Genomic DNA, 12,039 nt, shown 5'->3' on the forward strand with positions numbered 1-12,039 from the left:
TCCCCAGGGCCCCGACCACCCGGTCGGGGCCCTGGCGTTATCCGGCGCCCGGTACGGGTAGACGGGCACGGCCGACACGAGAGGGGAGCGCGATGACGACCGTCGGAGAGTTCATGACCACCCGCCTGGTGACCATGGATGGTGACGAGACGCTCACCGCCGCGGCGCAGGAGATGCGGGACAGCGCCATCGGCGACGTGATCGTCACCAACGGCGACTCGGTGATCGGAATAGTGACTGACCGGGACATAACCGTACGAGGCGTCGCCGAGCAGTTGAACGGCGACACCGCCACCCTGAACCAGATCCTCACCCAGGACGTCATCACGGTCAGCCAGTACGACGACGCCGTCGCCGCCGCCGACCTGATGCGGACCTACGGCATCCGCCGGTTGCCGGTGATCGAGGACGGCCGGCTCATCGGCCTGGTTTCGCTCGGTGACCTGGCCGTCGAACGCGAACCACAGTCGGTGCTCGCCGACATCAGCGCCGACGACCCGAACAACTGACCTTGGTTCGACCCGTGCGGGACCGGCGGGGGAGGGGGACGAGCGATGTCCGATCCGACCGTGGAGTTTCTCGATGCCCTCTCCCACCGGCCGCCCGACCCACTCGTGGCCCGGGTCCGGGGGACGGTCCAGCTCGAACTGGAGGACGGAGTCGAGACCGACTACTGGGCCGTCGTGCTGAGCAACGGCAACGTCAGCGCACTGCCCGGCCGGCGGCCGGCCGACTGTGTGATAAATGTGCGGCGGAGCCTCTTCGACGAGATCGCCACCGGCCGGCTCGCGCCGTTCGCGGCGCTGCTGCGCAACCAGTTGACCGTCTCCGGCGACCTGCTGCTGTACGGCTACTTCCAACGCCTGCTGCCCGGTCCGCCCGGCGCCCGCGACCCGCGCGAGCTGGTCGCCGAACGAGGGGGCCGGCGATGAAGCAGTTGGTGAACATTCTGGATGGGAACACGTTCCTGGTCAGTGACACGTCGGGGGATGTTGATCCGTCGCCGAGTTTTCCGACCGGGTTGTTCTCGTTTGATACGCGGTTTTTGTCGAAGTGGGAGTTGACGGTTGACGGTGAGCGGTTGCATGCGTTGTCTTTTGATGATCTGCAGTATTTCGAGTCGCGGTTTTTTCTGGTGCCGGGGGAGCCGACGCATTATGTGGATGCGAAGGTGTCGGTGATCAGGCATCGGACGATTGGTGGGAGTTTTGATGAGTGGTTGACGGTGTTGAATCATCAGGAGGAGCCGGTCGAGTTGACGGTGCGGGTGGCGATCGAGTGTGATTTCGCGGACCTGTTCGAGATCAAGGACGTCCAGGAGAAGGCCGGCAAGACCGCGATCTCCCAGGCCGAGAACGAGCTGCGGTTCTCGTACGAGCGGGAGACGTTCCGCCGGGAGACGGTGATCTCGTCGAGCGAACCGGCCCAGGTCGACCGGACCGGGATGAGCTTCCCGCTGCGGCTCGACCCGCACGGCAGCTGGACCACCCACCTGCACGTCAAGACCCTGGTCCAGAGCGCTGGCGGGCAGGACATCCGGGAGAGCCTGCAGCGGGCTCCGAGCCGGGCCGTGGCGCAGATGGAGGAGGACCTGACCGAGTGGGTGAACCGCGCGCCGAAGCTCAACTGCGACAGCGAACCGCTCGACGAGGCGTACCAGCGCAGCCTGGTCGACCTGGCCGCGCTGCGGTACTCGCCGCTGGCCGGCGGGTCCAAGCTGCCCACCGCCGGGTTGCCGTGGTTCATGACGCTGTTCGGTCGGGACAGCATCTTCACCTGCCTGCAGGCGTTGCCGTTCACGCCGGAGATCGTCGAGCCGACGCTGCGGATCCTGGCCGTGAAACAGGGCGCGACGCTCGACGACTTCCGCGACCGGGAGCCGGGCAAGATCCTGCACGAACTCCGTTACGGGGAGTCGGCGGGTTTTGAGGAGCAGCCGCATTCGCCGTATTACGGGGCGGCGGATACGACGCCGTTGTTTGTGGTGTTGTTGGATGAGTATGAGCGGTGGAGTGGGGATGTGGAGTTGGTGCGGTTGTTGGAGGAGGAGGCGCGGGCGGCTCTTGCGTGGATAGATACGTATGGTGATCTGTTGGGTAGTGGTTATGTGTGGTATGAGCGGCGTAATACGCGGAATGGTTTGGAGAATCAGTGTTGGAAGGATTCGTGGGATGGGGTGTCGTATCGGGATGGGCGGTTGCCGGATTTCCCGAGGGCGACGTGTGAGTTGCAGGGGTATGCGTATGACGCGAAGGTGCGGGGTGCGCGGTTGGCGCGGTTGGTGTGGGGAGATCCGGCTTATGCGGATCGGTTGGAGCGGGAGGCTGCTGATTTGAAGGCGCGGTTCAACCGGGATTTCTGGGTGGCGGATGGGGAGTATTACGCGTTGGGGTTGGCTGCGGATGGTGGTCAGGTGGATGCGTTGGCGTCGAATATGGGGCATCTGTTGTGGAGTGGGATCGTGGATGAGTCGCGGGCGGGGAAGGTGGCGGAGCATCTGTTGGGGCCGAGGTTGTTCTCCGGTTGGGGGGTCCGGACGTTGGCGGAGGGGGAGGGTCGGTACAACCCGATCGGTTATCACGTCGGCACGGTGTGGCCGTTCGACAACTCCTTCATCGCCTGGGGACTACGCCGCTACGGCTTCGAACGCGAGGCGGGTCTGATCGCCGACGCGATGATCCACGCCGCGCAGTACTTCCAGGGGCGGCTGCCGGAGGCGTTCGCCGGCTACGACCGGGAGGTCACCAAGTACCCGGTGCAGTACCCCACCGCCTGCAGCCCGCAGGCCTGGTCCTCGGGAACGCCGCTGCTGCTGGTCCGCACCATGCTCGGCCTCGAACCGCACGAGAACCATCTCGTCGTCGATCCCGCGCTGCCGCGGTCCTTCGGCCGGATCGAACTGCTCGACATCCCCGGCCGGTGGGGCCGGATCGACGCCTCGGGACGTGGCCGCATCTAGGAGGGGACCGATGTCCAGTCCTACCACCCGGTTCTTCGAGACGCTGCGCGAACGCGGACCGCAGATGCTGCCGGCGAAGTTCGCGCTCGGCAGCGTCCGGTTCGACCTGGAGCGCGGGAACGAGACCTACCACTGGTTCGTGGCCATGGAGAACGGCACGATGGTGGTGAGCGAGGAGGACCGGCCGGCGGACTGCGTCGCCCGTACCGAGATCGAGGTCTTCGACCGGATCGTCACCGGCGAGGCCCACCTGATCGCCACGCTGATCCGCAACGACATGACCGTAGAGGGCATCCTGCCGCTGCTGTTGCTCTTCCGTCGGGCCTTCCCCTCGGCGCCGAGCGCGCGGGACCCCCGGGACCTGGTCGACAGGAGGCGTCACCAGTGAAGCAGTTGGTGAACATTCTGGACGGGAACACGTTCCTGGTCAGTGACACGTCGGGGGATGTTGATCCGTCGCCGAGTTTTCCGACCGGGTTGTTCTCGTTTGATACGCGGTTTTTGTCGAAGTGGGAGTTGACGGTTGACGGTGAGCGGTTGCATGCGTTGTCTTTTGATGATCTGCAGTATTTCGAGTCGCGGTTTTTTCTGGTGCCGGGGGAGCCGACGCATTATGTGGATGCGAAGGTGTCGGTGATCAGGCATCGGACGATTGGTGGGAGTTTTGATGAGTGGTTGACGGTGTTGAATCATCAGGAGGAGCCGGTCGAGTTGACGGTGCGGGTGGCGATCGAGTGTGATTTCGCGGACCTGTTCGAGATCAAGGACGTCCGCGAGAAGGTCGGGAAGACCTCGGCCAGCCTGGACGACGGCCGGTTGCGGCTGTCGTACGAGCGGGAGCGGTTCCGCCGGGAGACGGTGGTCTCGTCGAGCGAACCCGCCCAGGTCGACCGGACCGGGATGACCTTCCCGCTGCGACTCGGCCCGCACGCCACCTGGACCACCCACCTGCGCGTCGAGACGTTCGTGCTCGGCGCCCGGGGCCAGGACACCCGGGCCAGCCTGCAGAGCCACCGCAGCCGGGCGAAGGTCGAGATCCAGCGGGAACTCGACGAGTGGATCGAACGGGCGCCCCGGCTGGCGTGCGAGTGCAAGCCGTTGAGCAAGACCATCCGCCGCAGCATCGTCGACCTGGCCGCCCTGCGCTACACCGGCCTCAGCTCCGGCGAGCGGCTGCCGGCGGCCGGCCTGCCGTGGTTCATGACGCTGTTCGGTCGGGACAGCATCTTCACCTGCCTGCAGGCGTTGCCGTTCACGCCGGAGATCGTCCCACCGACGCTGCGCACCCTGGCCGTGGTGCAGGGCGGCCGGCTCGACGACTACCACGACGAGGAGCCCGGCAAGATCCTGCACGAGGTGCGGTACGGGGAGTCGGCGGGTTTTGAGGAGCAGCCGCATTCGCCGTATTACGGGGCGGCGGATACGACGCCGTTGTTTGTGGTGTTGTTGGATGAGTATGAGCGGTGGAGTGGGGATGTGGAGTTGGTGCGGTTGTTGGAGGAGGAGGCGCGGGCGGCTCTTGCGTGGATAGATACGTATGGTGATCTGTTGGGTAATGGTTATGTGTGGTATGAGCGGCGTAATACGCGGAATGGTTTGGAGAATCAGTGTTGGAAGGATTCGTGGGATGGGGTGTCGTATCGGGATGGGCGGTTGCCGGATTTCCCGAGGGCGACGTGTGAGTTGCAGGGGTATGCGTATGACGCGAAGGTGCGGGGTGCGCGGTTGGCGCGGTTGGTGTGGGGAGATCCGGCTTATGCGGATCGGTTGGAGCGGGAGGCTGCTGATTTGAAGGCGCGGTTCAACCGGGATTTCTGGGTGGCGGATGGGGAGTATTACGCGTTGGGGTTGGCTGCGGATGGTGGTCAGGTGGATGCGTTGGCGTCGAATATGGGGCATCTGTTGTGGAGTGGGATCGTGGATGAGTCGCGGGCGGGGAAGGTGGCGGAGCATCTGTTGGGGCCGAGGTTGTTCTCCGGTTGGGGGGTCCGGACGCTCGCGGAGGGGGAGGGTCGGTACAACCCGATCGGTTATCACGTCGGCACGGTGTGGCCGTTCGACAACTCCTTCATCGCCTGGGGACTACGCCGCTACGGGTTCCAGGAGGAGGCCGGCCGGATCGCCGAGGCGATGATCCAGGCGGCGCAGTACTTCCAGGGCCGGTTGCCGGAGGCGTTCGCCGGCTACGACCGGGAGGTCACCAAGTACCCGGTGCAGTACCCCACCGCCTGCAGCCCGCAGGCCTGGTCGGCGGGGACCCCGCTGCTGCTGGTCCGCACCATGCTCGGCCTGGAACCGCACGGCGAGCGACTGGTCGTCGACCCCGCGCTCCCGGAGGGCATCGGCCGGATCGAACTGCTCGACATCCCCGGCCGGTGGGGCCGGGTCGACGCCTTCGGCCGGGGCCGGATCGACACCCGGGGCAGACCGGCGATGATTCCCGACCCTTGACCGCGGCGGCGGTCAGGGCTGTTCGCGGCGCTCCCGGGGGTGCGGCGGCGCGGGCGGCCGGGCCTGGTTGTTGCCGGCCGGGCGGCGGTAGATCTGATGGCCGTCCTGCCGGCCCCGCTGGTGGCAGTTGCCGTGATGACTCTGCCACTCCCGCAGGGCGGTCTTGAGTCGGCCGGCCTCCTCCCGCGCGGCCGCCAGCTCGTGGTGCAGGGCAGCCACCTCGCCCTCCACCAGCCGCAGGAAGTCGTGCACCTCGCCCGGCTCCAGACCACGCCGGCCGATCCGGGTCGGGTTGAAGCACTTGTCGTGGATGTCCTGCGGAGTAATGAGGGCACGCCCGTCCGAGCGGTAGAGCGTGCCGTGCTCGTCCTCCATGGCCCTCATCTCGATCGGAATCGCGGTCACCGTCAGGTCAAACGGTGCCGGGCACCGTGGGTGACGGCATCGAGCGGGCGCATCGGCGGTTCTGGGCGTGGCGTGCTACCGCAGATGGGAGCGGCGACGGATGGGTCAGAGCCGGTGCAGGGTGGCGCCGAGGAAAGCACGGATGACCGCCCGCAGGTCCTCGCGGTCCAGGTCGAGCCCGTGGCCGCCGTTGGTGATCAGGGAGTGCACCGGGTGGCCGGCCCGGATCAGGGCCGAGGTGAGGGCGACGGTCTGGCTGACCGGGACGGCGGTGTCCTGGGTGCCGTGCACCACCAGGACCGGCACCCGGTTGCCGACGTGCGCCAACGGCGAGGAGTCGACCGTCGCCGGGTCGTCGGCCGCCGGTGGGTGCCCGATCAACCGCGTCCAGGGGTCGTCATCCCCCCGGGTCCGCAGCCAGTCCTCGGCGAGCGGATCGACCGGCGGCCAGAACGCCAGCACCCCGTCCACGTCGTCGCGCCGGTCGATGCCGCGCAACCCCAGGTGCAACGCCAGGTGCGCGCCCGCGGAGTCGCCGGCCACCAGCAGTGGCAGGTCGCCGATCTGTTCCCGGGCCGCCCGCGCGCAGGCCCGGACGTCGGCCAACTGGGCGGGCCAGCACGCCTCGCCGGAGAGCCGGTAACTGCCGGGCAGCACCAGCAGGCCGTGCCCGGCCAGGGCCGCGCCGGTCTCGGTCGAGCGTGCCCGCCATCCTCCGCCGTGCAGCCAGAGCACGGCCCCTACAGGTTCCATCGTCATCCATCTTGACCGCCGTCTGATCCGGTCGCATGTCGACGCCGATCGACAGAACCCGTCCACCGGCCGCTCGATTGGCACCGGCCTGGCGTGATCGACCTGTTCAGGGCCGGTCGCGCTGGTCGATGGGTGACCGTCGCGGGGCAGCGTGTAAAGATCCGGACAGGCGTTCGGACGGCGGCAGGTCGACGCCGCCGGGGTCCGTTGCTGACCGGCGACAACGGCCAGTGGTCGAAGGTTGCCGGCCATCCGCAGCGGGTAGGGTCACGAGATGCCAGAGATCGTGTACCCGCCCGTGATCGCCACCTTCAAGCTGATGTTCCGGGTCCTCGATCTGCGGTTGCGGGTGGAAGGCGGCCGGCACGTGCCGACCACCGGCGGGGCCGTCCTGGCCAGCAACCATGTCAGCTACCTCGACTTCATCTTCTGCGGCCTCGGCGCGCACGAATCCGGCCGGCTGGTTCGGTTCATGGCCAAGCACGAGGTGTTCGCGCACCGCATCGGCGGACCGTTGATGCGGGGAATGCGCCATATTCCGGTCAATCGGGGCGCTGGTGCCGGTTCGTTCAATGCCGCCGTCGGCGCGCTGCGCGCCGGTGAGGTGGTGGGGGTCTTTCCCGAGGCGACCATCAGCCGCTCCTTCACCGTCAAGGACCTCAAGAGCGGGACCGCCCGGATGGCGGAGGACGCGGGCGTGCCGATCATCCCGGTCGCGGTCTGGGGAACCCAGCGGCTCTGGACCAAGGGCCGGCCCCGTAACCTCACCCGCCGACACACCCCGATCACGGTGCTGGTCGGCGAGCCCATCCAGACCACCGACCACGCCAGCACGGCGGCGGTCATGCGGGAGCTGAAGAGCCGACTCAGCGCGCTTCTCGACCAGGCCCAGCGGGAGTACCCGGAGCAGCCCGCCGACCCGGCCGACAACTGGTGGCAGCCGGCGCACCTCGGCGGTGGGGCGCCGACCCCGGCCGAAGCCGCCGCCCTCGACTCCCCGCGCCGCCGGACGCCCGGCGCCCGACCCGACAAGGGAGCGGTGACGTCTGCCGGCACCGACCAGTCAGAAGCCCGGCCCGCCCAGTAGACCGGGCCGCCGCCGCCAGCTGGCCGGGCCGGTCAGAAGGCCGGGCCGGTCAGGAGGGCGAGCCATCAGGAGGCCGGGCCGGTCAGGCCGGACGACGACCGGTCGGATGATTCGGCGCGCCGCCGGCCGCGCCGCGGAGACCAGCGGTAGTAGTCGTCCCGATCGAGGAACTCGACGACCAGCGCGCCGGGCATCGTCAGCCCCCGGACCGGGTCGGTCAACTCGTCGGCGAAGGCGGCCAGCCCGGCCCGGGCCCGCAGCGCGTCCCGTTCCGGTGGTGCCAGGTCGACGGTGCGTGGGTTCGCGAGCCGGAACTGGGCGATCGCCTGCCGGGTCACCACCGCAAGGTCCCGCACCGTACGGGCCGGGCGGTGCGGCCCGGCGGCGAGCGCCAGCGCGGGCTGGCGGGTCGCCCGCAGTGCGTCGCAGACGATGAGCAACTCGTCGTCCGGGGCGGCCGGGCCGCCCCAGCGGCCACCGGCCGGCAGCCCGCCGGCCGCGGGAGCGGGGCGGGCGTGCCCCGGTCCACCGTTGGCCGGCTGGCCGAACCAGCTCTCGGCCGGTCGGCCGACCGGACCCGGTCCGCCGTTGGTGGGCGTACCCGCGCCCCGGGCACCGGAGAAAGGGCCGCCGCCCCGTAGATTCGGCACCGGCCCGGCCGACCGGGGGCGCACCGGTGTCCCGCCGGCGGGCCGAACGCCGGGGAATCCGTCGGCGGCCCGGGTTTCGGTGAACCCGGCGGCCGGCGGGCCGGGCGGCGGGGCGGCGGCCGTCAGCAGTTGCAGCCGGGACGGCCACTGCCAGCGGACCTGACCGACGGCCAACCGGGAGCCGCCCCGCGGCGGCCGGTGCCGCGCGCCGCTCTGGATGCCGCGCACCCCCGCCCGCTCGACCGAGGATTCCGGCCCGGCGGCCCAGTCCGGGCAGACGAACGCCAGCCGGCGGTCCGTGACGATGACGTCCGCCGGTCTGGACAGCCGCCAGTGCAGCTCCCGCTCGCCGGCGGCCGGGCCGACCAGATAGCCGGAGACCCGCAGCCGTTCCGAGCGGAGCACCCGCTCACCCTCGTCGAGCAGGATCCGGTGATGGCCGTCGATCGCCGGGAACGCCGCGTCGTCGGGGCCGGGATCGTCGAAGCGGTGCGGCCGGATGAAGAACGGGGCTGCGTCGTCGCTCATGCGCCGAAGGTCCTCCTGGGGAAGTCTTCCTCCTCAAAGGCTGTCCCAGAAAGCGTTCGATGTCATGACGGTCGTTGGGGGGTCGGCCGTTCGGACGCCGCGTGCGACCGGTAGTTGCCGATCTCCTCGGCCCGGACGAGGCCGTCCTCGATCGCCCGGGCCAACAGCGCCGCCTTCGTGGCGGCCGGCCGGCCCGCGCGGGCGTACTTGATCCGCGCCCGGTCCACGTACTGCTTCACCGTGTGCTCGCTGATCCGCATCCGGCGGGCCACCGACGCCTTCGACATCGACTGGAACCACAGCAGCAGCGCCTCGCGCTCCTGGTCGGACAGGACCGGCCGGTCCGAACGCCGGTCACCGACGAACGCGCCGGCCAGCGTCGGCGGTACGTAACCGCGGTCGCTGGCCGCCGCGAGGACCGTCTCGACGCAGTGCTCGCGTCCCTCGTGTTTGGCCAGGAACGCCACCGCACCCGCGTCCAGGGCGGCCAGCATGGTCTCCGGTTCGGTGTGTTCGGAGTAGACCACCACCCGCCGGCCGGCGGCGCTCAGCTCCGCCACCTTGTCCAGGGCCATCCTTCCCCGCAACCGCAGATCCAGCAGGATCACGTCGGGGGGCGGGTCGACGGACGTCAGGACGGTGTCCGGGTCCTCGCCGGTCGCCACCACCGCCAGCCGCGGCTCCGTGGCCAACCAGGATCGAACCCCCTCCACGACCACGGGGTGGTCGTCGACGATGGCGACGGTGATCCGTCCGCCAGCGTCGGCGGGGCGGCCCGCCACCGGGTCTGCGTCCATACCAGTTCCTCGTCCCGTTCGTAGACATACTCGACCACACCATCGGTGGTGTCGACAGCTGCCATGCCGGCCCCGTCCACCGGCGTGCTCGGGGTGGTCACGCTCACCACCACCTCGTCGGGTTGCGCGACCACCGTCAGCCGCGCCCACCGGGTGGCCGCGGCCAGCGGCACGGTGTGCGGTTCGGCCAGCCGCCGGCGGATCTCCACCGGCAGCGGCGGCGGCGTGCCGACGGCGACGAACTCGACCGGCAGCCCGTTGCGTTCGGCCACGTCCACGCAGGCCCGCAGCTCGTGCAGCAGCGGGTCCGGCACGTCGTCGGACTCGGCGATCAGGCGGCGCAGCCGGGACGCCTCCAGCGCGCACCGCCGCTGCACCAGCGGGTCGGTCGGGTCGGCCCGCCCGTCGGCCAACTCGGCGAGCACCGCCCCGGCGGTCCGGCCGACCAGCTCCAGCCGCGCCTGCCGTTCGCGATGCGCGTGCCCGGCGGCCAGTCGGTCGGCCTCCACCGCGGCCAGCGCGGCCGCCGCGGCGGCCCGCCCGCGGGCCAGGCTGTCGAGCAGGCCGGCGCCGAGCTTCAACGCCACCGGCAACACCGCGGTGGCGTAGACGAACATTCCGTAGCGGCTCAGGTCGGCGGCGCCGCCCCGGCCGTCGGCCAGCAGCCCGGCCAGGCCGATCACCGCCCCGGCGGCGAGCACCCCGACCAACGCCCCGACCGGCCGGTCCCAGAACACCAGCAGGGCGAACCAGCCCAGCGTGCTCCAACCCCAGTTCGCCGAATCGAAGATCAGCTCCGGCGGGCTGGCCGCGAAGACCGCCGCGTCGACGACCAGCAGCACCCCGATCAGCGGCGCGGCCGGGACGGCCGACCCGCGGAACAGGCCCCCGGCGGCGACCAGGCCGACCGCGGCGAAGAGCAGCCATCCCGTACCGGGCACCCAGGGCGCCCGGTACGCCGACCAGTGCTGCACCGTCGCCGGCAGGTTCACCACCAGGTGCCAGCCGAACGCGATCAGCACGATCGCCACCCGGGTGCCCCGGTCGGAGGTGGTGGCGACCGCCGCCACCGCCTCCCGGTCGGTGTCAACCCGCATCGGACCACTCCAACCGGACCAGGGTGCCCCGCCCGGGTGCCGAGTCCACCACCGCCCGCCCGCCCAGCGTGGCCATCCGGCCGTGCACGGACTCGCGCAGACCGTACCGGTGCAGCGGCACCGTGTCCGGGTCGAAGCCCGGCCCGTCGTCGCGGACCTCGACCACCACCGCCGCGCCGACCCGGTCGAGCCGCAGCGCGGCCGTGGCGCCCGGCGCGTGCAGCGACACGTTCGACAGCGCCGCCAGCGCGCTGTCGGCGAGCCCGTCGGCAACCGCGGCCGCGACCGTGCACGGCGCCAGGTCGGCGGTCACCGGCACCTGCGGGAACTTCGCCAGCACCGTACGCAGCCGGTGGTCCAGCCGGACCGGCGCGTCCGGGCCGGGACCGTCGGCATCCGCGTGCGCGCGGGCGTCGGCCAGCGCCGAGAGGGTACGCAGATCCGCGCCGGCCCGCTCCCGCAGCAGCGCCGAGCCCGCCGGCACCGCGCCGAGACTGACCACGGTGAGGGTGGAGAGCACCGTGTCGTGCAGGTCGCGGTTCTGCCGACGCTCGGCGGACCGGGCGGCCCGAGCCACCGCCGCCTGCTCGGCGCTGCGCCGGTAGTCGGCGAACGCCGCGTCCGCGCGCCGGCTGCTGCGCCGGGTCAGATAGCCCAGCGCCGCCGCGAACCCGGTCTGCACCACGAGCGTCACGGCGTGCGCGGTCGCCTCCGCGGGCTCGCCCGCCCGGTGCGCGCCGACCGCGTACGCGGCGGCGATCAGCAGCCCGGCCGGGATCGACTGTCCCAGTGGCAGCGCGAACTGGGCCACCACCACCGAGGTGCTGGCCAGGATCGCGATCCAGCTCACCTCCCCGGGCAGCACCTCGGGCGCCACCAACCGGTTGATGAACAGACAGGCGACCGCGGTGAGCGCGATGTCGACGTAGCTGACCCAGGCGGTCAGGCCGTGCCGCACGGTCCACCAGGCGTAGCCGGCCGACCAAGCGGTCAGCAGCAGCACCGCGCCGACCAGCAGCGGGGTGGAGACCGGTGGGCTGCGTACCGCGAGCGCCGCCGCGGCGCCGGCCAGGCCGCAACTGAGCCGGATCATCGCCGGCAGGATGGCGAAGACCCGCAACAGGGCCCCGCTGGCCGGGGTCTCGCCGACGCCCGGGGCGTCCGCGTCCGCGCCGGCCCGGCCGGTCAGGGCGGACACGGCGGGCGTCATGGTCCGTCCTCCCTGCGGGAAACTGGGCGGGCGCGGTGCGACGATCCGGCTGGACCGACCAAGCCGGACCTGTCACATCGACGCGGGAGAATAGCATGCAAA

General features: G+C 70.6%; 11 protein-coding genes and 1 pseudogene. 6 read left to right on the plus strand and 6 right to left on the minus strand.

Going from position 1 to position 12,039, the window contains the following annotated elements; genetic code table 11:
* The first annotated feature begins 92 nt into the window (after window positions 1-92).
* Genes O7627_RS06830 through O7627_RS06850 form a run of 5 tightly spaced genes read left to right on the plus strand, consistent with a single transcriptional unit; the run spans window position 93 to window position 5,410 of the window.
* Window positions 93-509 (plus strand): CBS domain-containing protein, encoded by a 417-nt coding sequence (locus tag O7627_RS06830; protein WP_278092649.1) that lies wholly within the window; start codon window positions 93-95, stop codon window positions 507-509.
* Window positions 510-554: 45 nt separating this feature from the next.
* Window positions 555-932 carry an SCP2 sterol-binding domain-containing protein gene (locus O7627_RS06835; protein WP_278092650.1) on the plus strand — a complete coding sequence of 126 codons (378 nt, stop codon included), beginning with the start codon at window positions 555-557 and terminating at the stop codon, window positions 930-932.
* A complete protein-coding gene (locus tag O7627_RS06840; RefSeq protein ID WP_278092651.1) occupies window positions 929-2,959 on the plus strand; it encodes a glycogen debranching N-terminal domain-containing protein in 2,031 nt (676 codons plus the stop codon). The genes O7627_RS06835 and O7627_RS06840 overlap by 4 nt, the downstream gene beginning before the upstream one ends.
* Window positions 2,960-2,969: 10 nt before the next feature.
* Window positions 2,970-3,347: an SCP2 sterol-binding domain-containing protein gene (locus tag O7627_RS06845; protein ID WP_278092652.1), complete on the plus strand. Its 378-nt coding sequence runs from the start codon at window positions 2,970-2,972 to the stop codon at window positions 3,345-3,347.
* The gene (locus tag O7627_RS06850) at window positions 3,344-5,410 is read left to right on the plus strand and encodes a glycogen debranching N-terminal domain-containing protein (protein WP_278092653.1); all 2,067 of its coding nucleotides are present in this window, start codon (window positions 3,344-3,346) and stop codon (window positions 5,408-5,410) included. Before O7627_RS06845 ends, O7627_RS06850 begins: the two co-directional genes overlap by 4 nt.
* A gap of 12 nt (window positions 5,411-5,422) precedes the next feature.
* Here O7627_RS06850 and O7627_RS06855 read toward each other — a convergent pair whose 3' ends face one another.
* Entirely contained in the window at window positions 5,423-5,794 is a 372-nt protein-coding gene (locus O7627_RS06855) for a DivIVA domain-containing protein (RefSeq protein WP_278092654.1), read from the minus strand.
* 126 nt (window positions 5,795-5,920) lie between these two features.
* The gene (locus O7627_RS06860; protein WP_278092655.1) at window positions 5,921-6,568 is read right to left on the minus strand and encodes an alpha/beta hydrolase; all 648 of its coding nucleotides are present in this window, start codon (window positions 6,566-6,568) and stop codon (window positions 5,921-5,923) included.
* A gap of 274 nt (window positions 6,569-6,842) precedes the next feature.
* Here O7627_RS06860 and O7627_RS06865 point away from each other — a divergent pair.
* A pseudogene (locus O7627_RS06865) lies at window positions 6,843-7,562 on the plus strand (lysophospholipid acyltransferase family protein); the annotation flags it as partial.
* A gap of 158 nt (window positions 7,563-7,720) precedes the next feature.
* On the opposite strand, the gene O7627_RS06870 reads toward O7627_RS06865, so the two are convergent.
* The 4 genes from O7627_RS06870 to O7627_RS06885 form a co-directional block, all read right to left on the minus strand.
* Complete coding sequence (locus tag O7627_RS06870) at window positions 7,721-8,833, minus strand: hypothetical protein (protein ID WP_278092656.1); 1,113 nt, start codon at window positions 8,831-8,833, stop codon at window positions 7,721-7,723.
* A 62-nt stretch (window positions 8,834-8,895) separates the two neighbouring features.
* Window positions 8,896-9,552 (minus strand): response regulator transcription factor, encoded by a 657-nt coding sequence (locus O7627_RS06875; protein ID WP_347404642.1) that lies wholly within the window; start codon window positions 9,550-9,552, stop codon window positions 8,896-8,898.
* Complete coding sequence (locus tag O7627_RS06880) at window positions 9,465-10,727, minus strand: hypothetical protein (RefSeq protein WP_278092658.1); 1,263 nt, start codon at window positions 10,725-10,727, stop codon at window positions 9,465-9,467. The genes O7627_RS06875 and O7627_RS06880 overlap by 88 nt, the downstream gene beginning before the upstream one ends.
* Window positions 10,717-11,937: an ATP-binding protein gene (locus tag O7627_RS06885; RefSeq protein ID WP_278092659.1), complete on the minus strand. Its 1,221-nt coding sequence runs from the start codon at window positions 11,935-11,937 to the stop codon at window positions 10,717-10,719. Before O7627_RS06885 ends, O7627_RS06880 begins: the two co-directional genes overlap by 11 nt.
* Window positions 11,938-12,039: the final 102 nt, after the last annotated feature.

Source organism: Solwaraspora sp. WMMD1047 (assembly GCF_029626155.1).
Taxonomy (GTDB): domain Bacteria; phylum Actinomycetota; class Actinomycetes; order Mycobacteriales; family Micromonosporaceae; genus WMMD1047.